At 63.3% G+C, this 23,567-nt stretch carries 23 protein-coding genes; 16 read left to right on the forward strand and 7 right to left on the reverse strand.

Annotated features, from left to right (window positions below; all coding sequences use genetic code 11):
• Positions 1–111 precede the first annotated feature (111 nt).
• Together IEX69_RS20590 and lnt are read left to right on the forward strand one after the other, a co-directional pair.
• Positions 112–1,152 (forward strand): LacI family DNA-binding transcriptional regulator, encoded by a 1,041-nt coding sequence (locus tag IEX69_RS20590; RefSeq protein ID WP_085021872.1) that lies wholly within the window; start codon positions 112–114, stop codon positions 1,150–1,152.
• Positions 1,153–1,964: 812 nt separating this feature from the next.
• A complete protein-coding gene (gene lnt / locus IEX69_RS20595; RefSeq protein WP_085021873.1) occupies positions 1,965–3,446 on the forward strand; it encodes an apolipoprotein N-acyltransferase in 1,482 nt (493 codons plus the stop codon).
• Here lnt and lgt read toward each other — a convergent pair.
• Both lgt and IEX69_RS20605 read right to left on the reverse strand, forming a co-directional pair.
• A complete protein-coding gene (gene lgt, locus IEX69_RS20600; protein ID WP_085021874.1) occupies positions 3,439–4,383 on the reverse strand; it encodes a prolipoprotein diacylglyceryl transferase in 945 nt (314 codons plus the stop codon). The two genes, lnt and lgt, sit on opposite strands and share 8 nt — an antisense overlap.
• A gap of 134 nt (positions 4,384–4,517) precedes the next feature.
• Positions 4,518–6,995: a bifunctional lysylphosphatidylglycerol flippase/synthetase MprF gene (locus IEX69_RS20605; RefSeq protein ID WP_085021875.1), complete on the reverse strand. Its 2,478-nt coding sequence runs from the start codon at positions 6,993–6,995 to the stop codon at positions 4,518–4,520.
• 150 nt (positions 6,996–7,145) lie between these two features.
• On the opposite strand from IEX69_RS20605, the gene cmtR reads away from it, so the two are divergent.
• Entirely contained in the window at positions 7,146–7,505 is a 360-nt protein-coding gene (cmtR, locus tag IEX69_RS20610) for a Cd(II)/Pb(II)-sensing metalloregulatory transcriptional regulator CmtR (protein ID WP_085021876.1), read from the forward strand.
• Complete coding sequence (locus tag IEX69_RS20615; RefSeq protein ID WP_085021877.1) at positions 7,502–9,574, forward strand: heavy metal translocating P-type ATPase; 2,073 nt, start codon at positions 7,502–7,504, stop codon at positions 9,572–9,574. Before cmtR ends, IEX69_RS20615 begins: the two co-directional genes overlap by 4 nt.
• A gap of 494 nt (positions 9,575–10,068) precedes the next feature.
• Here the strand turns inward: IEX69_RS20615 and IEX69_RS20620 are convergent, their stop codons facing one another.
• Positions 10,069–10,446: a hypothetical protein gene (locus tag IEX69_RS20620; protein WP_085021878.1), complete on the reverse strand. Its 378-nt coding sequence runs from the start codon at positions 10,444–10,446 to the stop codon at positions 10,069–10,071.
• 527 nt (positions 10,447–10,973) lie between these two features.
• Complete coding sequence (locus IEX69_RS20625) at positions 10,974–12,059, reverse strand: calcium:cation antiporter (protein WP_085021879.1); 1,086 nt, start codon at positions 12,057–12,059, stop codon at positions 10,974–10,976.
• Between the two features lie 88 nt (positions 12,060–12,147).
• Between IEX69_RS20625 and IEX69_RS20630 the strand changes: the two genes are divergently transcribed.
• From IEX69_RS20630 to IEX69_RS20650, 5 genes are all read left to right on the forward strand, one after another.
• Positions 12,148–12,678, forward strand: a complete 531-nt coding sequence (locus tag IEX69_RS20630) for a signal peptidase II (protein ID WP_085021880.1) — start codon at positions 12,148–12,150, stop codon at positions 12,676–12,678.
• Positions 12,679–13,890: 1,212 nt separating this feature from the next.
• Positions 13,891–14,430, forward strand: a complete 540-nt coding sequence (locus tag IEX69_RS20635) for a M23 family metallopeptidase (protein WP_229756515.1) — start codon at positions 13,891–13,893, stop codon at positions 14,428–14,430.
• Between the two features lie 113 nt (positions 14,431–14,543).
• Positions 14,544–15,146 (forward strand): DsbA family protein, encoded by a 603-nt coding sequence (locus IEX69_RS20640; protein WP_229756516.1) that lies wholly within the window; start codon positions 14,544–14,546, stop codon positions 15,144–15,146.
• Between the two features lie 4 nt (positions 15,147–15,150).
• Positions 15,151–15,729 carry a TlpA family protein disulfide reductase gene (locus IEX69_RS20645; RefSeq protein ID WP_229756517.1) on the forward strand — a complete coding sequence of 193 codons (579 nt, stop codon included), beginning with the start codon at positions 15,151–15,153 and terminating at the stop codon, positions 15,727–15,729.
• The gene (locus IEX69_RS20650) at positions 15,726–16,454 is read left to right on the forward strand and encodes a cytochrome c biogenesis CcdA family protein (protein ID WP_157127532.1); all 729 of its coding nucleotides are present in this window, start codon (positions 15,726–15,728) and stop codon (positions 16,452–16,454) included. Before IEX69_RS20645 ends, IEX69_RS20650 begins: the two co-directional genes overlap by 4 nt.
• Positions 16,455–16,466: 12 nt before the next feature.
• Here IEX69_RS20650 and IEX69_RS20655 read toward each other — a convergent pair whose 3' ends face one another.
• Both IEX69_RS20655 and IEX69_RS20660 read right to left on the reverse strand, forming a co-directional pair.
• Positions 16,467–16,772: a TFIIB-type zinc ribbon-containing protein gene (locus tag IEX69_RS20655; protein ID WP_085021884.1), complete on the reverse strand. Its 306-nt coding sequence runs from the start codon at positions 16,770–16,772 to the stop codon at positions 16,467–16,469.
• Positions 16,773–16,813: 41 nt separating this feature from the next.
• On the reverse strand, positions 16,814–17,737 hold the full coding sequence (locus IEX69_RS20660) for a cation diffusion facilitator family transporter (protein ID WP_085021885.1): 924 nt from the start codon (positions 17,735–17,737) through the stop codon (positions 16,814–16,816).
• A gap of 73 nt (positions 17,738–17,810) precedes the next feature.
• On the opposite strand from IEX69_RS20660, the gene IEX69_RS20665 reads away from it, so the two are divergent.
• The 6 genes from IEX69_RS20665 to IEX69_RS20690 all read left to right on the forward strand — a co-directional run bounded on the left by IEX69_RS20665 (position 17,811) and on the right by IEX69_RS20690 (position 22,505).
• The gene (locus tag IEX69_RS20665; protein ID WP_085021886.1) at positions 17,811–18,128 is read left to right on the forward strand and encodes an ArsR/SmtB family transcription factor; all 318 of its coding nucleotides are present in this window, start codon (positions 17,811–17,813) and stop codon (positions 18,126–18,128) included.
• A gap of 38 nt (positions 18,129–18,166) precedes the next feature.
• Positions 18,167–18,601 carry a hypothetical protein gene (locus tag IEX69_RS20670; RefSeq protein WP_157127533.1) on the forward strand — a complete coding sequence of 145 codons (435 nt, stop codon included), beginning with the start codon at positions 18,167–18,169 and terminating at the stop codon, positions 18,599–18,601.
• Between the two features lie 106 nt (positions 18,602–18,707).
• Positions 18,708–18,914, forward strand: coding sequence for a hypothetical protein (locus IEX69_RS20675; protein ID WP_085021933.1), 207 nt, complete (start codon positions 18,708–18,710; stop codon positions 18,912–18,914).
• Positions 18,911–20,905 carry a bifunctional copper resistance protein CopD/cytochrome c oxidase assembly protein gene (locus IEX69_RS20680; RefSeq protein WP_085021887.1) on the forward strand — a complete coding sequence of 665 codons (1,995 nt, stop codon included), beginning with the start codon at positions 18,911–18,913 and terminating at the stop codon, positions 20,903–20,905. The genes IEX69_RS20675 and IEX69_RS20680 overlap by 4 nt, the downstream gene beginning before the upstream one ends.
• On the forward strand, positions 20,902–21,879 hold the full coding sequence (locus IEX69_RS20685) for a cytochrome c oxidase assembly protein (protein WP_229756518.1): 978 nt from the start codon (positions 20,902–20,904) through the stop codon (positions 21,877–21,879). Before IEX69_RS20680 ends, IEX69_RS20685 begins: the two co-directional genes overlap by 4 nt.
• Positions 21,876–22,505 carry a copper resistance CopC family protein gene (locus IEX69_RS20690; protein WP_085021888.1) on the forward strand — a complete coding sequence of 210 codons (630 nt, stop codon included), beginning with the start codon at positions 21,876–21,878 and terminating at the stop codon, positions 22,503–22,505. The genes IEX69_RS20685 and IEX69_RS20690 overlap by 4 nt, the downstream gene beginning before the upstream one ends.
• On the opposite strand, the gene IEX69_RS20695 is transcribed toward IEX69_RS20690, so the two are convergent.
• Complete coding sequence (locus IEX69_RS20695) at positions 22,480–22,701, reverse strand: hypothetical protein (protein WP_157127535.1); 222 nt, start codon at positions 22,699–22,701, stop codon at positions 22,480–22,482. The genes IEX69_RS20690 and IEX69_RS20695 overlap by 26 nt on opposite strands.
• Before the next feature lie 596 nt (positions 22,702–23,297).
• On the opposite strand from IEX69_RS20695, the gene IEX69_RS20700 reads away from it, so the two are divergent.
• A complete protein-coding gene (locus IEX69_RS20700; RefSeq protein WP_157127536.1) occupies positions 23,298–23,471 on the forward strand; it encodes a hypothetical protein in 174 nt (57 codons plus the stop codon).
• Positions 23,472–23,567 lie beyond the last annotated feature (96 nt).

Here is a 23,567-nt window from a genome sequence, read left to right on the forward strand (position 1 = left end):
GGAATCCTCGGAATACGAAATCGATATCGGGGTACTTGATCAGAGTTGCATGGCCGATGTAGATTCGTCAAGCTAATTGCGATATCGTTTTCGCGTCGGAGAGGATGAGTTATGACGGATACCTCCGAGGCGCCGCGACGTCGCACAACCCTGAAAGATGTCGCCATACGGTCGGGCGTCACCGTCTCCACCGTCTCGAAAGTGGTCAACAACCGGCCGGATGTGGGCGCCGAAGTGCGCCGCCGGGTCCTCGAAACGATCGACCTAATGGAGTTTCGTCCAAATCCGGTCGCCCGAGGGCTGCGCACTCAGCGCAGCGACACGATCGCCATCGTGACCGATGACCTCGAGGGCATCTTCACCACCGCAATGATGCGAGGAGTTGAGGACGCCGCGTCGATTGCCGGGATGGGCGTGCTGCTCTGCAACAGCTATGGCGAACCTGAACGCGAGGCGCAGCAACTCCGACGCCTGCTCGACCGACAGATCGACGCCCTCATCTTCATGTCAGGCAACCGCGTGGGTCCACGGCCCGACCCGGCGCTCCCAATTCCGGGCGATGTGCCGGTGGCATACCTCTACGAGTACGGGTCACCGGACATCCCCGCGATTCTTCCCGACGATGAAGGGGGTGCGCGCCTGGCGGTCGAGCACCTCGCAGCCTGCGGGGCGTCGAGCATTGCGTTCCTGAACGGACCGCGAGAATGGGAGGCGACCGGTGACCGCCTGAGGGGCTACGAGGTTGGGCTGACGCACCTCGGCCGGTCGCTCGACCCCGGACTGATCGCGACATCGCCGTCATGGACACCGGAGGACGGCTACCACGCCATGAGCCAGTTGCTTGAGCAGCGCCCCAATCTCGACGCGGTGTTCTGCGGAAGCGACGATCTGGCGGTCGGTGCGCTTGCCTTACTTCGCGATAGGGGGATCGACGTGCCAACGGAGGTGCAGGTGGTGGGCTTCGATGACCGCTCGCTCGCGGTGCACCAGCGGCCACCACTGACAACCGTTGCTCTACCTCTTCACGAGATGGGCGTTCGAGCCGGCGAACTCGTGTTGAACCCTAGACATGCCGTAACAGAAGCTCCAGCTCTCGACCGCGTGCCCTGCACACTCATCGAGCGACAGTCCACGCGCAATCAAACCAGCTAATTTCCGTCCACGTTTCAGAAATAGGGTCGAGCCGCAAACCTGTTTCGAGCTACATCTCGTGGTCGCCCTCGAACAGCCGATAATGTACCTTATGTCAACAGTGCTCCTCTTAACCCGATACGTCTTGCGCTTAGAACCCTCCTCGCCCGAGTGAGAATCGCCGGTTGCGGGGTGGCCCCGGTGGCGGCGACGTGCTCTGCTGAATGCATGCAGCAAGGCCCTGAGCCACCTCGCTGGTCCTGGTACGTCCCAGTAGCGATCGTCGTCCTGTGCGCCTGCGCTGTGGGCTTTGTCGGCCTCGTGATCTGGGTAATCGCTTCCGGCACTAATCCGGCGCTCCTGTTCCTTGTCGGAGTACCCTCAGCAGGCTTTGGAGCAGTCGCTATCGGACGCATCATCACCAACAGAAAGAACGGCGCCCGGCGCACTGATATATGACGTTATGTCAATAGGCGGATCGCAAGTCCATGCCGGGCGCTCTGGCCGGTCCCGGACAAGCTGCGAGGGCCGCCAGCTCGCTCGTCGGAGCGGCGGGACGTAGAACCAAGGCACCTTCTCGCCGAGCACTTATGACTGCGCGGTTTTCGGCTCGTTCTGGTCGTTCGTGCAGTCATCGGGCCACGCGAATGCGTCCTCGTCGAATCGTTCTTACCCTTTGCCGATTGTTACAGGGCCGCCGCGCCCGCGTTTGGTTCTCAGCTTGAGCCGGGGCAACTCCCCAAGTCGGGCTCTAGTTTTTACTGGTGACACGGGCGCCTCGTTCTCTGCCGATCTGGTGTGCAGTCGTTCTCGCGGCTCTGTCAGGACCCGTGATGGATGCCGGATTCCCGGGGCAGAATGTGTGGCCGTTGACACTGGTGGGCGTCGCGATCGTTCTGGTAGCGGTCCGGGGCCAGACGCTGCTGCGGGGGTCATTGGTCGGCTTCACCGCTGGTTGCGCTTTCTACTTGGTTCACATCTCGTGGGCGGCAGAGTATCTCGGGCCGGTTCCCTGGCTGGCGTTGAGTGTTACGGAGTCGTTGTTCTGGGCGGGGTTTGGGGCTCTTGCCGCTTTGTCCTACGCCTTGATTCCGCGGGTGTGGCCTGGAACCTGCGGTCGCTATGTAGCGGTCCCTCTTGTGGTCGCGGCCCTGTGGGTTGGGCGAGAGGAGCTTTCCGGATCGTGGCCGTACGGAGGGTTCTCCTGGGGTCGGGTAGCGATGTCTCAGTCCACCGGGCCTTTCGCGCCGCTTGTCTCCTGGGGCGGGATGGCCGCACTGTCTTTCTCATTGGTAGCACTGGTGGCGGTCGCGGTTTCCCTTGTAGCCGATCGGGATCGCTGGCTTCAGGGGGCTACAGCCGTCGCAGCGGTGACGGCGCTGCTGCTGGTGGTGCCCGTATTCCCGAGCGAGAGTTCTGGTACATACCGGGTCGCAGCAGTTCAGGGAAATGGGCCCGCCGGATATTTCTCTGAAAGGGCGCGGGGAGATCTTTTCTCAGCACAGCTCAACGCAAGTGCGCCCGTGCGTGACGAGACGGTCGACGCAGTTGTATGGCCCGAGAATGCCAGCGAGTACGACCCGCTGTCCTCGGATCGGGAAGCAGAAAGGCTGTCGGGAATCGCTGCCTGGCTGGGCGCACCGCTGACACTCGGTACGGTAACTCAACGAGATGGGCTCTTCTACAATTCGACTCTCTCCGTCGCCCCAGACGCGGGCGTCGTGGACTTCTACGACAAGAAGCATCCGGTCCCGTTTGGCGAGTACGTGCCTGACCGTGCCTTCTGGGAGTCGCTCGCTCCTGACCTCATCGGTCTAATCCAACGGGAGTACGTGCCTGGACAACGCGATGGCGTGCTTCAGCTGGGGAAGATCACCGCTGGGTCAGCGATTTGCTTCGACATCACAGATGACCGGGCGATGCGCTCCCTCATCTCTGACGGCGCGGAGATCATCCTGGCCCAATCCAATAACGCCGATTTCGGAAGGACCGATGAAAGTGAGCAGCAGCTCGCGATCGCGCGGTTGCGGGCGATCGAGTTGGGGCGCACTGTGGTCAACATTTCGACCGTCGGCACCAGCGCGACCGTCGCCGCCGACGGCTCCACTCTTACCCAGCTTGAGCCCTATACGGCAGGAGTGATGTTTGCGGATGTCACCACGTCAAGGAGCGTGACCGCAGCGGCGCGCTGGGGTGAGTCCATCGCGATCTTCCTGAGCATCGCACCACTGGTGCTGCTGCTCACGGCCTTGGCGGCTACGTCCCGAGTCGGTCTCGGTTCGCTTTCGGGCAGAAGAAGATCGCCGATCAGCTAACGTGCGTCTGGTCCGCTGCGCTGGGGGTAGCCGCGACGTCTGTGCCGGATGCTCCGTCCACTCCCCCCTCCCCGAGCTCGCTGCCAAAGGTTGCCGACGGTGGGGTCCGCCACACCATCGTCTCAGCGCCGGGATGACGTATTGTCTGCGCGACGAGCAAGGCCGCACCCAATATGACTATGACGAACGATGCCCACACGTTCGCGGGGACGGAGAGGTACCCATCGCTGGTGGGATCTATCCGAATGGCCTCGAGCCAGCTGCGACCGAGGCCGTACCACATGAGGTAGACCGCGAGTGCTTTCCCCCAGCGCAGAGCGAAGCGGCGTTCGAGGAGCAGAATGATGCCCACCCCGAGGAGGTTCCACATGATCTCGTATAGGAACAGCGGGTGGAAGAGGGTGCCGTCAGCGAGTCCGGGCGGGAACTTCGGGTTGGAAGCTTCGATCTGCAGACCCCAGGGCAGCGTGGTCGGGAGACCGTAGAGCTCGTGATTGAACCAATTCCCGAGCCTGCCGAGCGACTGGGCGACCAGCATCCCGGGTGCGAGGGCGTCGGCGAACGACAGGAATCGAATATTCGCGCGAAGGCAGGCAATCCAGATCCCCAATGCTCCACCGATCATGGAGCCGTAGAGGGCATTTCCCCCGTCCCAGATGGCGAGTACGTTCCACAGATCAGCTCCGGGGTAGAAGTAGTCGCCCATATGCGTGAAGACGTGGTATAGCCGAGCTGCGATGATACCGAGCGGCACCGCCCACATCGCCGCATCGACGACGAACCCGGCGGGAGCGCCTCTCGCTGTCAGTCTGCGCTGGGTGATGACCACGGCCGCGATGATGCCCGCCAAGATGCATAAGGCGTAGACGTGGATGGTGAGAGGTCCTATCTGGAACTGCGACCATGCAGGGTCTGGGCTGGGGATGCTGGTGAGCATTCAGGTCTCCTCAAACGGTTAGTAAACAATAACTACTTACATTCCCGCTTCCGGCAGGCCGAAAGACTGCCGCCGACGGGACGGTGACGGACGCGCAGGTACGCTTCCGGCTTTGCCGGCGACACGATCGAACATCACGCCCTCATACGCCTTAGGTACTTGGCGGCGCTTCGGAGGGTGAGCTCGGGCAGATAGCAGCGAGCAAGAGCCACTGCAATGCCCGGCAGATCAGTGGTGTCAGGGTAGATCAACCAGAGGGGCACGAACTGAGGCTGAAACTTGCGTTTGAACGCCAACAGGGAACGGAATCCATAGGCCGGTTCGAGGCGGGCGCCAATATCGTCGAGCAGACGATCCAGCGGCCCTGACGCCAACGCGTCGGGTTCAGTGGTGCGAGCGAGCGGTGCGCCAGAGAGGCTGAGAAAGGTGAGTCCCTCGGCCTTGAACTGCTCGGCCGCTGAGGCGATGAGGAACTCCATGATGCCATTCACTGCGTCCGGTTCCCGCCGCATGAAGTCGAGGGTGTAGCCGATTACCCGTCCCCGCTCGTAGCGAGGCAGCCAGCTCGTCACCGCACGCACGCGGTCGTGGTCATCGAGCGCGACGAGAACGCGAACGGCGTCGTCGCGCAATTGGTCGACGCCACCGAGGGTAAAGCTCATCTCGGGTAGGTCCTTCTCTGACACCCACGCTTCCGAAAGAGCAACGATCTGCGACTGCTCAAGCAGAGACAGTCCACGCCAGCGCGTCCACTCCGCCCGCAGCCCCACCTTGCCTGCACGATTCACGGCGGTACGGATGTCCTGCCACTTCTTGCCGCTCGTCGTCCACGCCGTCGGGTCAAGCACCGCCTCCTCCGCTACCTGGATGCTGCGCCAGCCCAGATGCTCGTATAGCTCGCGATGGTCGTCGTCGACACTGTAGAACGCGGCGGTAAGCCCGTGGTCCCCGCAGTACCGTACGAACCCATTCACTGCTTCGGGATCGTTGGAGCCGGGACCGAACGGTCCACCTAGGGTGATCGCGATGAAGCCCTGCACCCGGTAAGCGACGACGGCTCGGCCATCACGAGTAAACCAGAACGAGGTCTGTGGCCACGTGGACATGAACGAGACGGTGTCCCCGCCGCCTTGTTCGAGCAACATCCGGGCCCGCGTTGCATCCGAGTCGTGGCGGACGGGCCGACTGAGAATGAGCCTGGCCGACGCAATCACGAGACCCGCCCAGCACACGACGGACGGCAGATACCAGAACAGGTCCGCGCCGGGTGTCGTCGGTACGTACAGGAGAGCACGGGACACGAGCAACGAGGGGGGAAGCAGACGCTCCGGCAAGGCCGAAAGCACGCTCGAGACATCGACGACCGGCCTGAACTGTCCGGCGACGCTGATCTGGCCCGCGACGGCCAGGGTTGCTGACGCCGCGAGCGAGGCTCCCCCGATCCGCACGAACGACCGAAGTGCCCTCCTCGGTCCGGCCACATAGACATGCCGCCGCAACAAGACGAGAGACGCCGCAATCAGCAGCGGAGCCGCCGTCGACACGATCGCGCTGATTACCGCCTGCCAAAGGACCACCGCGTCGCCGCTTTGAGCAGATGGCAGCTGCTGGAGGGCCTGTGTGGCCCCAGCATCAAGAAGGGTGGAGACGTTGACCATGATTGCGAAAAGGATGAGCTCCAGGGCGATAGCGAGCCATAGTCCTGCCCGCCTGCCCTTGAGCACGCCCCATGCAGCAATTAGGCCGACTAAGACTGGCAGAAGTGCCACCACCCCCACCCAGGGGTACTTCGGCGTGAGCACGTCCACCACCCCCGGGCATGCGGCTGCCGTCTTCGCCCCCCAAGCGCAGCTGACAGCCTCTACGATCGACACCGAGTCGGACGAGAGATACCCAAAATTGGAGAGAAGACCCCCTCCCCCGTTGAAGATCGCGGCTATGACGGGACCACCGACACTGACCACCACCAGCGATGCGAGCAGCACGCGGACCTCATGGTGCGAGCTCCGTATGGGCTTGAACCGGGATCCCCGGCCGCCCAGCGCGAAACCTAGCACGAGCCCGACTGGGACAGCGACGAGGGCAAAGAGGTCTGGCGCGTCCCCTGAATACAGCATGAGAGTCAGGGCGAAGAGCGTCGTTGTGATGCGGATGCGACGCCGCCAAAGAGCTCCGGTCCGGTAGCTCGCAGCCAGGGCGACGGAGACGATTCCGGTCGCGGGAGACACTGCATCCACCGCCGGCGCCGCTAGTGGCACGTACGCCAGGTAGTCGTTGATCGCCGATGATGCGGCCAATCCGATCATCAACGATGCTGTTGTGCCCGCGGCCCACGCCACGACGGCACGTCGCACGCCGAGGAGACGCTCCGACTCGCCGACCACCACGAGAATTAGGGGTACGAGAAGCGCAAGCTTCACCCAGCTGCTCGTCAGAACGCTCGACGTGATTAGTCGCCACCATTGGTTGGCACCGAAGACGGTCTCTTCTTCGCTGTCGAAAACGTCCCAGTTCCCTCCTTCCGGCGCAGTCGTCAGCCGCAGAACCGTCATCACGATCGTGACGGTGGCGATGGTGAACGTGGCAGGGTGCCGACGCACCCACCCGCCCACGATGAGCCGATACCGCGGCGTAGTCGACGCTGCTGGGTGCACTTGCCGCCCTCACGTTTGTCACATGGGTCAAGAGGAACACGACGGTGATTGGACACGGTCAGTGCAATTCAAGTCGCATAAGTACAGGGAAACCTGTATGGTCAGTCCATGCTGACCATTGCACCACCTCTCGACGTCCTCAGCAGGTTGGGGCGCGCCATGGCAGATCCGACGCGCTCACGTATCCTGTTGAGCTTGCTCAAGGGGCCCGGGTATCCCGGTGTCATGGCACGCGACCTTGGATTAACGCGCCCCAACGTCTCGAACCACCTAACGTGCCTTCGCGGATGTGGAATTGTCGTGGCCTGCCCAGAGGGGCGCCAGACGCGGTATGAGATCGCTGACCCGCATCTCACGCGCGCGCTGCTCGGACTGGTCGATGTGGTGCTCGCCGTAGACGACGGCGGCGGTTGTGTCGACGACAACTGCGACCTGCCGCTCTGCTGCGGCGAAGGAGCAGCGTCATGAGCAAAGAGTGCTGCGGCGCCGACGAGCCCCTCTCGCAGTCAAGGGATGACCGGCGTGCGCTGAGGGTCGAATCACCGGCGACGATTGCGCCTCGGGCAGCTCACCGCGACGAGTGCTCACAGGTTGTCCATGACAGCGATGAGCCGGTGCACCACCACGACGGTCACGATGAGGCCGAGGATCGAACGACGTGGTGGAAGGATCGGCATCTGCTTGTGCCAATCCTCGCCGGCCTTCTTCTGGCGGTCGGTTACACGCTCGAGTGGATCGGATCGGAGATAGCAGGAACGATCGTCCTCGCGGCCAGCTTGATCGCAGGCGGGTCGACGTTCGTCCCCGGGACGATTCGCCGGCTGCTTCGACGCCGTCTGGGTGTGGGGCTACTGATGACGATCGCTGCCGTCGGTGCGGTTCTGCTGGGTCGTGTCGGCGAGGCCGCCGCGTTGGCCTTCCTATTCTCCATTGCCGAGGCGCTGGAGGATCGAGCGATGGATCGTGCCCGCGACGGCTTACGCGCTCTGCTGTCTCTGATCCCGGACAAGGCGACCATTTCGCGACTGTCGGGGCCCGTAGAGGTGCCGGCGTCACAGATCCAAGAGCTCGACATCCTGATGGTGAAGGCTGGCGAGCGCGTGGCCACCGACGGCGTGGTCACATCCGGGCGAAGCAGCATCGATGCGTCCGCGATCACGGGTGAGTCAATACCGGTCGAGGTGGGGCCGGGTGATGCGGTACCGGCTGGCGCAATCAATGGCACGGGAAGTCTGCAGATCGAGGCGACCGCCAACGGCAGCGACAACTCGCTGACCACGATCGTACGTCTCGTCGAGCAGGCGCAGGAGCGAAAGGGCGAACGGGCCAGACTGGCTGATCGCATCGCCCGACCGCTGGTTCCCACCGTCCTGATCGTCGCCGCCCTGGTGGCGCTGTTTGGTCTGCTCGTCGGCGACCCGGCTACGTGGATCGAAAGAGCCCTGGTGGTACTTGTCGCAGCATCCCCGTGCGCTCTGGCGATCGCGGTACCAGTCACCGTGATCTCGGCCATCGGCGCGGCAAGTCGTTTCGGTGTCGTCATCAAGTCAGGTGAGGCATTCGAACAGCTCGGCACAGTGCAACTCGTTGCGTTCGACAAGACCGGAACGCTCACCCGGAACCGGCCCACAGTCGTCGCTGTCGTCACCGCCACCACGGTCGATCGTGGCCGTGTCGTAGATGTCGCGGCTGCCCTTGAGGCGCACAGCACGCACCCTCTAGCCGCGGCGATCCTCAGCGAGATGCCGCACCCTCCGACCGCGGCGGACGTGGTCGAGTTCCCCGGTCAAGGTGTCTCCGGTCGGATGGACGGCTCAGTGGTGCGCGTGGGGAGCCCGCGCTGGATCACCCCCGGCACTCTTGGGTCGCGTCGAGAAGCAATGGAGGCAGAAGGCATGACAGTCGTCGTCGTCGAGATCGACGGTAAGGCGGCGGGACTCATCGGCGTTCGCGACGAACTCAAACCGGAAGCCGCTGCAGCGATTGCACAGCTTCGAGAGCTGGGTATTACCGCGGTCATGCTCACCGGTGATAACACGCTCACGGCGAAGACGTTGGCCTCAAAGGTGGGCATCACCGACTATCGCGCCGAGCAGCTGCCCTCAGACAAAGCTGCGGCGGTAGAAGGGCTTCGCAAGGTCCGACGCACCGCAATGATCGGCGACGGCATCAATGACGCCCCCGCTCTTGCCGCAGCCGACGTCGGCATCTCCATGGGTGCCGCCGGGTCTGCGGCCGCAGTAGAGTCGGCCGACGTCGCATTCACCGGCATAGATCTCAGGCTCATTCCGCAGGCTCTTCTTCAGGCTCGCCGCGGCCGCCGGATCATGACCAGCAATATATTGCTCGCGCTGGGCATCATCATTGTGCTGTTTCCTCTCGCACTGTTCGGTGTCCTAGGGCTCGCCGGCGTGGTGATCGTCCACGAGATCGCGGAGGTCATCGTTATCCTCAATGGCATCCGGGCGGCGCGAGGTCGTGCCGTCCTCCCGATCCTCAGCGACCAGACGCAGACACTCCGAGCCACCTCGGCGTGAGGTAGTTCGGTCGTTGACGAACCGGTCCGCGAGCGCAAGCGGCAGCATTCGCGACGTCGGGTCTGCCAGACGGGACGTTAGTGGATCAGCAGGACGATGATCCAGGCCAGTGAGCCAGCCAGGGGAAGAAGCACATTACAGATCAGCCACGCACTTTTCTGTCCGTCCGTGAGAGCGGGAGAGTGAGCGATGGTCACCATACCCACGGCCAGGATTGCGATGCTGAGGAAGGGCAACACGTACTGCGGTTGCAAAGACCCCGAGGAATAGATCAGATCATGTCCCCACGAACCCGCCGAGGTGGGACCTGAGTCGGGCATAACGCCGCCCGCGCTACGGTTGATCACGGGATCAGCTTCGACCATCGGCGGATACGGCCAGTGCGGTTCCGGCGCCAGCGCGCCCCGGGACCCCGCCGCGGTGACTCCAGGATCCGCTCAGGGGCTGCGACGGCTGGGAAGCTGAAGCTGCACGAGGGTTCGGAGGCAGACTCGTCAGCACACGCCGGCCGCGTCAGCCAATGCCTGAGCGAGTTGCGCGCTGAGCTCGTCAACTTGACGTTGATCGAGCCGTTGGCCCCGCTGCACCGATTGCGCCTGCGAAATCAAAGCCTCGATCGTGGTGCTTGCGGAATCAACAGCCTCAGATTGCCCGGGCAGCGTCGCCAGAAGCACATTCGCTGTCTGCAGCGTGTCGATTGCAGCCGCGGGATCTACGGAGATCTGCGCGACCGCAGCCTGGACGTCCGCGGTGACTTGATCAACGACCGGGGTGATCGCAGCGCACGCCGTGTCAGATGCCTGCTGCGTGGCGAAGTCACCGACTGACGAGCATGCGGTGAGCAGACCCGCCACCAGGATGGCGGCGGTCACTCCAGAGAGGACCCTGCCGGGTCGACATTCTCGAGGCAGGGCACTCACGCGAGCACACCCCCCAAACGACTGGTAACGGTCATGCCGCCGCCCGAGAACATCATTTCCTTCTCCGCGATTCGAGGTGGTCCGACAAGTCATTGAACAGCCGCTCCGCCTCTTCCGGCGCTCTACCGCCCTGGTCGACCCCGGCAGAGATACTGTGCAACTGGAGCCTGATCGACGCCGCGGTGCTGTCCTTCGGAGCAGCGTCGAGAGCGTGGAGTAACCGTAAACGGGCTATCAGAGCCGGTGCGCTCCATCTGGTGGTCACGGATTCACGGTAAACTATATTGTTCAGCGTGAGCTGTATAGTTTATGGATTCGACCGCGGACGTACTCCTACCCCGGGTGCTATGCGCATGTCGGACCGCGTCTGGCCAGTTATCCTCCGGACCACGACCACCCACGCGAGGCCGCGAGGAAGTCCCATAGCTTGAGGGGGCGAGCGGGCAACACCCGATAGTCGTGGGTCTGAACGACCACGGTCATGGGTTGATGGACAGAAAGATGAACGCCGCGAGAAGGACCAAATGGGTAATGCCTTGCAACCTGGTCGCGCGGCCGGGCACAACGGTGAGCGCCCCGACGACGATGGTCAGCGCGAAGAGGGTGATCTGCACCGGGCCCAGCCCGAGATTGAGGGGCGTCGGCAGCCAGATGGAGGCCACGGCAAGCGACGGGATGGTAAGCCCGATAGTCGCCATAGCAGAACCGAGGCCAAGGTTGAGGCTGACCTGCACCCGATTGCGGAGGGCAGCTCGCGATGCGGCGAGGCCCTCCGGAAGCAACACGAGGAGGGCGATGACGACACCGACGAACGAGCTCGGGATGCCAGCAGCCTTGACACCCTCCTCGATCACCGGCGAGACGCCCTTCGCGAGTCCCACGACCGAGACCAGCGCGGCAAGAAGTAGCACAAGACTGATCAGGGCCTGGCGGGTGGATGGGGGCGTCGCATGCGACTCGTCGATCTTGCGCCCGGTAGCGTCGACCGGCAGGAAGAAATCGCGATGACGATTAGTCTGCGTCTGAACGAACACGGCGTAGAGCACAAGCGACACCACGGCAATGAACGCCAACTGGGCACCGCTGAAGAGCCCTCCAGCCGCGCTCCGGGTGAACGCGGGAAGCACCAGAGTCAGGGTGGTCAGGGTCGCAACGACCGCCAGAGCAGCACCTGCCCCTTCGGGGTTAAACCGGACCAGGCGGTGCCGCGTTCCCCCTAGCAGTAGCGCTAAACCAACGATCCCGTTGCATGTGATCATCACCGCGGCGAACGCGGTGTCTCGCGCCAGTGTCTCCGTCCCGGCCTTGCCGCTGGTCATCAATGTGATGATCAACGCCACCTCGATCACAGTCACAGCGACCGCCAGAATGAGCGACCCGAAGGGCTCCCCCACCTTGTGCGCAATCACCTCGGCATGGTGCACCGCGGCAAGGACAGCCCCGATCAGGAGCACCCCGGTCCCCAACGACAGTACAAGTGGAAGCTCTCGACCCCAGGTAAGCACCAAGGCCAGGAGCGCCACGAGTGGGAGGAGAGTGGTCCAGCTGAGGAGTGTGCGGGTCATTCGGCTCGCTTCTGTCCGGGGAATGCCATGGAGACTATCAAGGGCAATCTGTACTATTTCGGAGATCAGTCTTGGGAAGGGAGCAGAGATGCCCACTGCGCGCCGGCTTCGCGCATCTCAGATTGTCCTTGCCCTCGCGGTCGCCGCGACCGCGATCGTCAGCGACCAGCTGACCAAGCTGTGGGCAGGGGCGGCGCTTTCTGAGAGCTCACGCGTTCCGTTGATCGGCGACGTTCTGGGCTTGCAGTTGGCATTCAATTCCGGAATGTCCTTCTCGCTCGGCGCTGGACTGACGCCACTCATCACAGGTTTCGCCCTGGTCGCGTCTGCCGCCCTGCTCGTGGCCATTCTTCGTACGCGTTCACTAGTCATGGCGACCGCTCTCGGTTTGATCCTCGGCGGGGCGATCGGCAACATTATCGACCGCTTCGCGACGGATCCCGGTTGGGGCAACGGTAAGGTGACGGACTTCCTGGCCTATGGCGACGCCTTCATCGGCAATCTCGCGGATGTTCTGGTGGGAGCGGGGGTCGTGCTCGGCCTACTGGCTGCCTTTCACAAGAGACCGTCGCTTGAGCCCACATCACCGAACACAGCAGACCAGACCGAAGGCGAATGAGAATGCACTTGGTCTGATGGATTGTTCAGCCGCCCTTGTATAGTGTGGCCGTTGAACTAGGGCTGAGAGGAGGATTGATGTACGCGTGGCAGGCCGATGAGTTAGTCGTCGTTCGCTGGCTTCGCATCATACTTCTCGTTCTGGGGATAACCGCTTCCCTCACCTTCGCCGCGTCGAGCACCCATCTCGCCGAGACCGCTCCCCTCCCGGCAGACACCCAGGCGACGTCCTCCCCAGTATCCGCACACGAGGACGTCACGACCTCGCTCACCTCCGTTGAGGACGCGGCGGTGATCAGCACCGCCCTGGTCGGATGCGGCGCACTTGCGCTCCTGTGCGGGCTCGCCCTACTAGCGGTTCGTCTGCTTCGTGCTCGCCGCCCGTCGTCCCCCACGCAGCCGACGCACCTGCGCGGGCCTCACCGCAGGGACCCCGCTCCATCCCGGCGTGTCGCCTCGCCCCTCCTCTACCACCTCTCGACGATCCGGAGATAGACGCGCCCCAGAAGAGCCCCCGACGTGGCACTTCTGTTCCGTGTCCGGCCGAACACGCTGCATCAGCGATTTCGGCGACGCCCCCTCCGGGACTAGTTGTGAGACCGTATTGAACAATCCTGACACCCCTCACCCCATTACCCGCCGGCAACTTCGCCAGCGCCAGGTAGCAATCCAGGAACGCCCCTCGGGTCGCCGAGCGCTACGCGTTCAGAGCCCACCGTTGACACGGCGGGAGTCTCTCGCGCTCGAGCGGGCGCTATTGGACGCGATCGCGCCGCCCCCCCTGCCTCTGTCTGAGTCAGCTGCCCAAAGCACGGATCTCGAGCCGGCAGACCCCCTTTCCGTGACGCCCTCAGTCAACGTAGAAAGGGCGATCGTCCTCATCGAGAGCGCGGCCGAGATCGCTGCGGTGATCGCGCCACGTCACGAGTCGGCCGCGGAGGAGGAACCGCCCCGGGTCGTGGCCGTTCCCACCAGGTCCGTGTCGTCGTTATCGACCGTGCAGGCGCGCTCGGCCATACGAGCTCAGCGCGAACCGCATGAGCCGACGCGTCCGCGGGAGAAAGCGCGAAGGCGGGGTTGGCGGAGCGGCTTGGCATTATCGATCGCTGCCGCCATGGTCGGCGTGACGTCTCTGTCGGCAGTGGGACTCACTCCCTCGGGCCCGGAGCAGTTGTCGTCATTCGCGGCGTCGGCTGCGCCCCAAGAATTTGCGATGAGCGCCGCACAGGCGGGGCAGGTGACGCGCGACGGATACAGCGTCGCCGAGCCCGTCAACCGACCGGTGGCGGCGGCTATTCGTCGGACCGCGTCCACGTTCAGCAACAACCCGACGAGCGCCGTTCAGTGGCCTTTCCCCGTCGGCGTGCCCATTAGCGACGGATTTGGTCCGCGCGAGTCGCCAGGTGGCATCGGAAGCACAAACCACAAGGGCGTCGACTTCACCCCCGGTGAGGGCTCACCCATCAGCGCGATCGCCGACGGCGTCGTACGGCTGGTCCAGGAGACGGATCAAGGTGGTCTTGGCGTCTATGTCGTGATCGACCATGTCATCGACGGCCAACAGGTCAGCAGCTGGTATGGACACATGCTCAGCGGCTCCCCTCTGGTGCAAGAAGGTCAGGCGGTGGTCGTGGGGCAGCAGATCGGATCTGTCGGCAACACCGGCGTCTCTACTGGAGCTCATACACATCTCGAAGTCCATATCGGCGACACGCCGGTGGATCCGTACGCCTTCATCGCAACCCGGAATTGAGGAACTCGGTCGTGAGCACACAGAGACCCCCACGGTCCGCACCTTCCAGGCGGGGTCTATCCCCGCGAGCCAAGATCATTGCGCTTGTCGCAGTCTTCGCGGCAATCGCATCGGTGCTGACGATCATCTTCGTGAGTGTGGGCAACAGCATCGACGACAAGACCGTGGCGGCGACCTCTGCGGCTACCCCTCTGGTCAGAGATGACAGCAGGGTTCTTGACACCGGCCCCGATGGCGCGCCTGTCCTAGTCGAGTTCCTCGACTTCGAATGCGAGGTGTGTGGCGCCTTCTACCCGTACGTGGAGCAGATCCGCGAAGAGTACGCCGGCCAGATCACGGTGGTCACACGGTATTTCCCGATTCCTTCGCACCAGAACTCGATGACTGCCGCAATTGCCGTGGAGGCGGCCGCTCAGCAGGGCATGTTCGAGCAGATGTATCAGAAGATGTTCCAGAACCAGAAGGCATGGGGTGAACGGCAGGACTCGCAGGCTACGGTTTTCCGGGGTTACGCCGAGAACCTCGGCCTGGATATGGCTGCGTATGACGCGGCTGTCGCAGACCCTGCCACCCAGGCTCGGGTGCAGCAGGATTTCGACGCCGGCACTGCGTTGGGAGTCAAGGGCACTCCCACCTTCTTCCTCAACGGGACCATGATGTCGATCGAAAGTTTGGATGACTTCCGTGCGCAGATCGATGCGGCGCTCGGCCGGTAGCCGGATGGCGGTCGTTACGGGCATAACGGCCGCCATCCTCGTCCTCTCCGCCTGCACGACCGACTCTCTCAGCGATCAGTACCGCAGCGGCGATCAGAAGGGGTACATTGCCGGCGACGGTTCAGTCTTAGAGATCCCACAGGAGCAGCGAAGCGAACCGATCGTGTTCGGGGGTTCGACCGACGACGGCTCCGCGATTGACTCCGCAACGTATCTCGGAAACGTGCTTGTCGTGAACTTCTGGTACGCCGCCTGCGCACCGTGCCGATACGAGGCGCCAGACCTGGAGGCGACCTACCAGGCATACCGGGACGAGGGTGTGCAGTTCATCGGTGTGAACGTCCGAGATCAGCAGGCGACGGCCCGCGAGTTCGCGAACACATTCGGTGTGTCGTACCCCTCCGTTATCGATACCGATGCCTCGGCACAACTGGCCTTCGCCGGCCAGGTCGCCCCCAACGCCGTGCCCACCACGCTCGTCCTTGACACCCGGGGGAGGGTCGCTGCCCGGATACTGGGCAGGATCCTCGACGTGTCGACCCTTGAAGCGCTGATCGACCGAGTGCTGGAGGAAACTCGGTGATCCCTCAGCTCGTGTTCGACGGGCAGCTCCTTGTTGCGGTCCCTCTGGCCGTATTGGCAGGCCTGGTGTCCTTCGTCTCTCCGTGCGTTCTGCCTCTTGTTCCCGGCTATATAGGACTCGTGGGCGGGTCGGCTGGAGCGGCCGGGCGCCGCAGCCGCACGCTCGTGGGTGTCGCGTTGTTCGTTCTGGGGTTCGCGGCAGTCTTCATCACGTACGGCGCCTTGTTCGGCGCCGCGGGTGCCTGGCTCATCCAGTGGCAAGCCGTCCTCATCCGCATACTCGGAGCCGTAGTCATCATCATGGGACTTGTCTTCATGGGCTTCATCCCTGGGCTCCAGCGCACCGTTAGAACTCGGTTGAAGCCTGCTGTCGGACTTGTCGGCGCGCCGATCCTGGGCGTCGTCTTCGGGTTGGGTTGGACGCCGTGCTTCGGGCCCACGCTGGTGGCTATCTCTGCACTGAGCATGGACAGCGCCTCCGCCGGACGCGGCGCCATCCTTGCGATTGCCTACTGCCTCGGGCTGGGAATCCCGTTCCTTCTCCTAGCGGCGGGGTTCACCTGGGCCACGCGCGCCGCGGCACGTACGCGACGGTGGATCAGGCCCGTGAATCTCGCCGGCGGCGTAATGCTCATCATCCTCGGCATCCTCATGCTGACCGGGCTTTGGACCGCCGTGATCTACAGCCTCCAGGGCTGGATCGGTGGTTTCACGACACCCATCTGACCGAGCGACGAATCAGAAATCGAACAGATTACCGAGGAAACCTTCGCGCCGTCCGCGACCATTCCGGCGATCCTCGTGATGGCCTCCCCGGCCGCGGTCGTCCCGATGCCCATGTCCGTCGTTCCGGCCACCATATGATCGGTCGTCGGAATAGCCGAAGCCTCTCCTGTCTTGTGAAGGCGCGACCGCACTTCGGTCGATGATCTTGTCCAGCTCGCCGCGATCCAACCAGACCCCCCTGCACTGAGGGCAGTAATCGATCTCGACGCCTGACCTCTCCGTGATGACCAGATCAACAGCATCGATGGGGCACTTCATCGCAATCTCCTTGTGAGCGAAAGGGTTTGGGGCAGAAATTCTCAGGTGTGCAAGACCTCTTCGTGTTCGTTGTGCCCGGCCGGTTCGAGCTGGAACGTCGAGTGCTCAATGGGGACCTTGAAGTCGTGAGCTACGCATTGCTGAAGGTCGTCAAGTATGCGGGGAGCGTGACCATCTTGGAAGCATTGGTCTTCGACCACGACGTGAGCGCTGAGGACAGGCATGTTGCTGGCGACTACGCTCGCGTGCAGATCGTGCACTGCAACGACGTGCGGAAGTTTAAGCAGGTGATCGCGAACCTCATCGAGGTTCAGCCCAGCCGGGGCAGACTCGAGCAGAACGTCCACGGTCTCCTTAAGGAGCTTTAGCGTCCGCGGGATGATCAGAGCCCCGATCAGCATGGCTGCGATCGCATCCGCCTGCGTGAAACCCGTGAGCATGATGACGATAGCCCCGACGATGACGGCGACCGAACCGAGCGCATCGTTCATGACCTCTAAGAACGCAGCTCGGAGGTTGAAGTTAGCGGAGCGGCTGCTAGACAACACGAGAAGCGAAGCAATATTCGCCGCCAGCCCGATCGCGCCGAAGATGATCAGTTCGCCTGATGCGATCTCTGGCGGAGCGAAAAGCCTCTGTATCCCTTCAACGAAGACGAACAGGCCCACCGCGAGCAACACGGTCGCTTGGGCCATCGCGGCAAGGACCTCCGCACGGGCGAACCCCCACGTCCGTTTTGCTGAGGTCGGCCGGTTCGCCAGAGTCGCCGCGACCAACGCCATGGTGAGTCCGAGAAGGTCGGTGAGCATGTGAGCTGCATCGATGAGAAGCGCCAGGCTCCCGGTGATGATTGAACCGAAAATCTCGGCGATGAAGATCGTCGACGTGATGCTCAGGGCGATGGCGATCCTCTTGCGGTGACCCTTCTTCGCCGGAGCGTTTCCCCCGTGGTCATGACCTGTCATATATGAGATAGTACACGTACACATTGATAGTTAAGCTGACCATGTACTAGTCGAGAACGGATATCATTCCCATGTGGAGACTTTGGTGGCAGTAGATGCGCTCTCCCGGTTCGGGTACGCACTGTCGGACCCGATCCGTTCAAGGATCCTGGTGGAGCTTTCCAGCGGCCCGGGATATCCCGCCGAGCTCTCCGACCTGCTCGGAGTGTCACGCCAGCGGATGTCGAACCACCTCGCCTGCCTGCGAGGCTGCGGTCTCGTCGTCATGGTCCCCGAAGGGCGACGGGCCCGATACGAACTGGCGGACAAGCGACTCGCCCATGCGTTGGAAGACTTGCTGAGCGTGGTTATTGCTCCTGATCCCGACCACCTGATGCCGGAGGACGACTAACGGTCGGGGCCCGCGGCCCTTGCTAGTGTTGCGTGCATATGAACGGCAGGATCTCCGGCGTGCGGTCGCAACGCTGGTCGACATTTGGCCTCTCGATGGGTGTTCTCATCGTCGTCGCCGCGTCGCTCGCAGCTCTGCTGTTCGGTCATGCCCTCGACGGCGGCAGCAGAATCTCCAACGCAGCTAGCCCGACGGTCGCACTGTCTGCCGACGCCATTGCCGACCTTTCCGTCGCGTCACTCAGCCACGATGTCGGGTCCAGTGACTCTGAACTCGCATGCGCAGCTCTATGCGCGACGGTCGGAGCAGCGGGAGTCGTGCTCGTGATTCCGCTGCTCGGCATGGCCGTTCTCCCCGAACATGGCATCACACCCCTATCGGCGCCTATCAGATCGGCCCTCGCCGCCGACGGCGGAAGGCAACAACTGGGGGCTCTCCTGGCAGGACCGCGCGGGACAGTGCTGCAGGTCTAGACCGACCGGTTTCGTCGCGTCTTTCGTCGCTTAGGCGACGCCTCATCACCGTGCGTGCGGCTGCGACCGCAGGCATCATCGCCGATCGATCGGAACCGTCATGTCCATGAACGACTACTGGTTCAACGCCGTCTACTCAGTCACACCTACCATCCTCGTTGGCCTCATCTTCTGGTTCACGATGCGGGCCATTTTGAAGTCTGATTCACGCGAGCGGAAGGTCTACGCCAAGATCAAGGAACAAGAGCGCGCCAAGCTCAACGCCTCCAACGATCCGTCCCCGAGCGGCCGGGCTGAGGTCGACTCTCAATGACCGAGCATGCCGGTCCGAAGGCGCGATGGGGCATCTGGCTCCTCCTGCTCTCTCCCGCACTTCTCGCCATCACTGCGGTCACGCTGGGTACCTTGCTCGCTATCGCGACGTTGGACAGCACCCGAACCCTGCTCATTGATGCCGGGCCCGCGATCGACATCCTGCTGCCCCCGGCGCGGATCGTGGTAGACCTCGCCAGCGCAGGTACGATAGGCGCGCTCGTCCTTGCCGCGACCGCCGTTCCCGCGCGGACTGCGCTGTCGTCGAGATTGCTGGACATCGCGGCAGGATGCGCCGCCGTGTGGGCTCTCGCCGCCCTTGGGACGTCGCTGCTCGCGTACTTCGACCTCGCTGGCCCGGTCCGGTGGAACATTCTCGGAGCCAGCTATGGCCAGTTCCTCACCGAAGTAGCGCTCGGTCAAGCATGGCTGGCAACTGTTCTGATGGCGGCAGGCCTGGCAGTGCTGGCATTCGCCGTGCGCTCCCCCGTCGGCACGGGAATCTTGGCGTCGGTGTCGTTCGTCGCACTGATCCCCCTGGCACTGCAGGGACATGCAGCGGGGGCGGGCAGCCACTCTGCTGCGACTACCGCCCTCTGGATGCACACGGCCGGCGCCGCTGTCTGGGTGGGGGGACTTGCCGTCACGGCCTATGCGAGCACTCGGACCGACGTCAACCGGCCCGCTCTTCTGCAGCGATACTCCACCATCGCGCTGATTGGATTTATCGTCGTCGCTCTCTCCGGCGTTGTGTCAGCGGCACTACGACTCGCGGAACCATCGCAACTTTTCACAACAGACTACGGCCGACTGCTGCTGGTCAAGATCATCGCCCTTCTTCTGCTCGGCGCAGCCGGCGCAGCGCAGCGGCGGTGGGTCATCAACCGCCTGGTCCCGTCGCTACATCCGCGTCGGCTGCTGGCTCTGCTTGTAACGGGAGAGCTCACAGTGATGGGGGTCGCCTCGGGAGCCGCAGCCATCCTGGCCAGGACAGCTCCTCCGGTGACAGAGCAGCTCGCCGTGACCGCGGCTCAGCGGCTAAGCGGACAAGATCTCCCTCTCCCACTCGAACCCGCCCGCTTTCTCGACCAATGGGCGATCGATCCCATCTGGTTGACGATCGCCGGCTTCGGCATCGTCTTGTACGCCGTCGGCGTGAGGCGGCTCCGCAAGCGCGGGGATCGTTGGCATCCTGGCCGTACAGTCTCGTGGATCAGCGGCCTCCTCGTGCTCGTCTACCTCACCAATGGTGCGCCGAGCGTGTATGGGGTCTATCTGTTCTCCTCACACATGCTCGAGCACATGGCATTGAGCATGCTGGTCCCCATCCTGCTGGTCCTAGGCGCCCCCATCACCTTGGCGATGCGTACGATCCCACCCCGGACAGATAACAGTCAAGGTGCGCGCGAGTGGATCATGTCGCTCGTCCACTCCCCCCTCACACGTGTTCTCACTCATCCGCTGGTGGCGGCGGTCCTGTTCGCGGGTTCCACCGTCGCGTTCTACTACACCCCCCTTTTTGATTGGGCCGTGCGGGACCCGGTGGGGCATCAGTGGATGATCGCCCATTTTCTCGTCGTGGGATACCTCTTCGCGCTGTCCCTAATCGGTATCGACCCGGTTCCCTACCGATTCCCTTATCCGCTGAGGCTACTGACCCTGCTCATCGTGATGGCATTCCACGCGTTCTTCGGGCTCGCGCTGATGTCGTCCAACGATCTGCTACTCCCCGATTGGTACGGGGTGATAGCAGAAGGGTGGACGCTCGACCCGCTCGCCGACCAACGGTCGGCCGGCGGGATTGCATGGAGCGTGGGCGAGATCCCCACTCTGGCTCTGGTGATCGTGATGATCACACTCTGGTCGCGAGCCGACGAACGCGAGGCGCGGCGACTGGACCGGAGAGCTACACGATCTGGTGACGTGGACCTTGCCGACTACAACGCCATGCTGCGGCAGCTCGGCGATCGCGATCGGAATGTGCAGCGGTGACGGGCCCCTCCGGGCCGGTGTGGCTACCGACGCTGCCTCCCGATCTCGCGCAACTGCTCGCTCCGAATCTGCAACCTGTTCCCCTGATCCCAGTCATCGGCGTCGTGCTGCTCGTCGCCTACCTAAGTGGAGCGGTCAGGCTGTGGGTGGGGGGACAGCGATGGAGTGTGTGGCGCACGATCAGCTTCGTCAGTGGCTGCATCCTCCTGATCGTGGTCATGGGCGTTGGCCTGGAAGGCTATGGCTACGGCATGCTCTCAGTGTTCATGTTCCAGCAGCTCACCCTCATGATGACTGTGCCCCCGCTGCTCATCCTCGGATCACCGGGAACACTCCTGCTCCGCGCCACACCGCACCGTGGTCTGGGGATGACCGTAAACCGGTTCGCATTCTGGGGATTACGGTCCCGGGCCTTTCGCGTCCTGCTCCACCCGGCACTGATGATCCCACTGTTCCTCTTCACCTTCTACGGGCTCTACCTCTCCGGAGCAGCCTCCGCGCTTCTGCAAACCTGGATCGGCCACGTCGGATTGGAGCTGCTGTTTCTAATCAGCGGTATCCTCTTCACCCTCCCGTTGATCTCCGCCGACCCGTTGCCTGTCCGTCAGAGTCATCTCGGTCGACTCATCGACGTCTTCATCGAGATGCCGCTCCACGCCTTCTTCGGGGTCATCCTCATGATGGCCACCGTGCCGCTGGTCACGTACTTCGCCGCTCCGCCCGTGAGCTGGCGGGTGGATCCACTGGAGGACCAGCTCTTCGCCGGCGGCCTGGCCTGGTCCTATGGAGAGGCACCCACCCTGATCATCCTCTTGGTCCTCCTTGGCCGGTGGTACCGGGACGACACGCGACGTGCCCGACTCGCCGACCGGCGTCACGATCTTCACGGCGATCCCGATCTCGACGCCTACAACGACTACTTGTCTCGCCTCAACGACCGGGCGGACGACCCCGCTCAGAAAGGACAACTGTGACACGTCACCTCCGTCTCAGCCTTACCGCCCTCGCACTTACTCTCCTCGCGACCCTGGGGATCGTCTCGCCCGCGCAAGCCCATGACGCGCTCTCTGCCGCCGACCCGGCGCCAGATTCCACCGTCTCCACCCCGTTGACGACCGTCACGCTTACCTTCAACGAAGCCCCTCTAGATGGCTTCGACAGCGCGATCGCGATCGCGGTACTCGACCCCGCCGGCACCGATGTGTCCACCGGGAGCGTGGGCGTCACCGACACGGTGCTCTCGAAAGCCGTCTCGCCAACGATCGCAGGCACATATCAGGTGCTGTGGCAGACCGTCTCCACTGACGGCCACCCTATCTCCGGCCAGTACGCCTTCTCTTACACCGTCGAGCCGTCGCCCATACCCACGCCAACCGCCGGCGAGACGACGACATCAACGGCCAGCCCGTCCACTGCTACCCCTGCCCCAGAGCCGAGTCCGTCATCCACGGCAATCCCAGGGGACACCTACGACACCACCTTCCCCATCGCGCTGATCGTCGGCGCCGTGGTTATCGCAGCCCTCCTCACGTTAGGCATCGTGCTGGGTTTCCGGGTCCGTCGCCGCACCACCTTCACTCCAAAGGATGGCGCTCCTTGATGCGCAGCCGGCGAGCTTGAAAGCCCGCCGCGCCGCCGAGGCCTAGGCAGACCACCGCCATGATGACCGCCGCCTCCCACCATGTGCTCCCTGTCAGCAGGTTCACGAACAGGACCAGCAAGCACGAAGCATTCAGTCCAAAGGCGATCAGGGCGTAGCGGTTTGAGTTCCATCCGGTTTGGCCAGGCGCGGGCACCAGGATCCTCTCGTCACGGTGTCAGTCAGCTAAAGAGTACAGCAGCATGTTTACAATCATTGAGTCCAGAGGAGGTGCGAGGATGGCCGCGAAGGCTCCCAAACGGATGCTCCCCCTAGGCATAGTCATGCTCCTCGTCGGCATCGCTGCGGTACTCGCCTTCGTCATCCACGCTCCGGGCACCGACCATCGATCACTAAGCGAGCCGGCACCGGTGAGCGTGTCCGACCGAGCCGCCCCGGACAACCCGTCCCTATCATCACCGGCGGTTAGCGACGAACTCACCCTCGTTTGTGCAGGTATGGTCGTCCTCTGCGGCGCGGCCTTGCTCACCAGCAGGGGACGACGCGGCAGGACAGACAGCCCCGTCCACACGTCCCCAAGGCGACCACCGCTCATTCGATCGTCTCCACCCGTCGACAGATCAGCCGGGGCGCACCCCCGGGCATTGGCTGTCCTGCGCATCTAATCCGTGTTCTGCCTCCTCGCCACCTGCGTGGCGTCCCCACCCCCAAACAGGAAGCAGTCCTTTGATGCCGCACATCTACGCCTCTCGTACTGGCCCACACCCGCGTCCACGCACAGTCGTAGCCGTCATGGCGGTCTTCGCAGTCACGATGGCCACCATCTCCGCAGCCGAACCAGCGTCTGCCGCCGATTACCCCACATGGGCCGAGGTCGAAGCTGCCCGCGATGACGAGGCCACCAAACAACAGCAGATCTCCACCCTGAACGGCCTCATCACCACACTGGAAGGCGATGGAGCTTGACCCGGTTCTCCGGACGCTTCTTTTGTGATGTTCATGCTGCCAGAGCAGCGGTGGTGTGTTCTTGTTCGTAGTCGGCTGGGCTGAGGTAGCCCAGCG

Source organism: Cnuibacter physcomitrellae (genome assembly GCF_014640535.1).
In the GTDB taxonomy this organism is placed as follows: Bacteria; Actinomycetota; Actinomycetes; order Actinomycetales; family Microbacteriaceae; genus Cnuibacter; species Cnuibacter physcomitrellae.

Coding starts and splice junctions, on each gene's coding strand:
- IEX69_RS20590 (WP_085021872.1), top strand. CDS start 112: ATGACGGATACCTCCGAGGCGCCGCGACGTCGCACAACCCTGAAAGAT.
- lnt (WP_085021873.1), top strand. CDS start 1,965: ATGGATGCCGGATTCCCGGGGCAGAATGTGTGGCCGTTGACACTGGTG.
- lgt (WP_085021874.1), bottom strand. CDS start 4,383: ATGCTCACCAGCATCCCCAGCCCAGACCCTGCATGGTCGCAGTTCCAG.
- cmtR (WP_085021876.1), top strand. CDS start 7,146: ATGCTGACCATTGCACCACCTCTCGACGTCCTCAGCAGGTTGGGGCGC.
- IEX69_RS20615 (WP_085021877.1), top strand. CDS start 7,502: ATGAGCAAAGAGTGCTGCGGCGCCGACGAGCCCCTCTCGCAGTCAAGG.
- IEX69_RS20625 (WP_085021879.1), bottom strand. CDS start 12,059: ATGACCCGCACACTCCTCAGCTGGACCACTCTCCTCCCACTCGTGGCG.
- IEX69_RS20630 (WP_085021880.1), top strand. CDS start 12,148: ATGCCCACTGCGCGCCGGCTTCGCGCATCTCAGATTGTCCTTGCCCTC.
- IEX69_RS20635 (WP_229756515.1), top strand. CDS start 13,891: ATGAGCGCCGCACAGGCGGGGCAGGTGACGCGCGACGGATACAGCGTC.
- IEX69_RS20645 (WP_229756517.1), top strand. CDS start 15,151: ATGGCGGTCGTTACGGGCATAACGGCCGCCATCCTCGTCCTCTCCGCC.
- IEX69_RS20655 (WP_085021884.1), bottom strand. CDS start 16,772: ATGAAGTGCCCCATCGATGCTGTTGATCTGGTCATCACGGAGAGGTCA.
- IEX69_RS20660 (WP_085021885.1), bottom strand. CDS start 17,737: ATGACAGGTCATGACCACGGGGGAAACGCTCCGGCGAAGAAGGGTCAC.
- IEX69_RS20670 (WP_157127533.1), top strand. CDS start 18,167: ATGAACGGCAGGATCTCCGGCGTGCGGTCGCAACGCTGGTCGACATTT.
- IEX69_RS20675 (WP_085021933.1), top strand. CDS start 18,708: ATGAACGACTACTGGTTCAACGCCGTCTACTCAGTCACACCTACCATC.
- IEX69_RS20680 (WP_085021887.1), top strand. CDS start 18,911: ATGACCGAGCATGCCGGTCCGAAGGCGCGATGGGGCATCTGGCTCCTC.
- IEX69_RS20700 (WP_157127536.1), top strand. CDS start 23,298: ATGGCGGTCTTCGCAGTCACGATGGCCACCATCTCCGCAGCCGAACCA.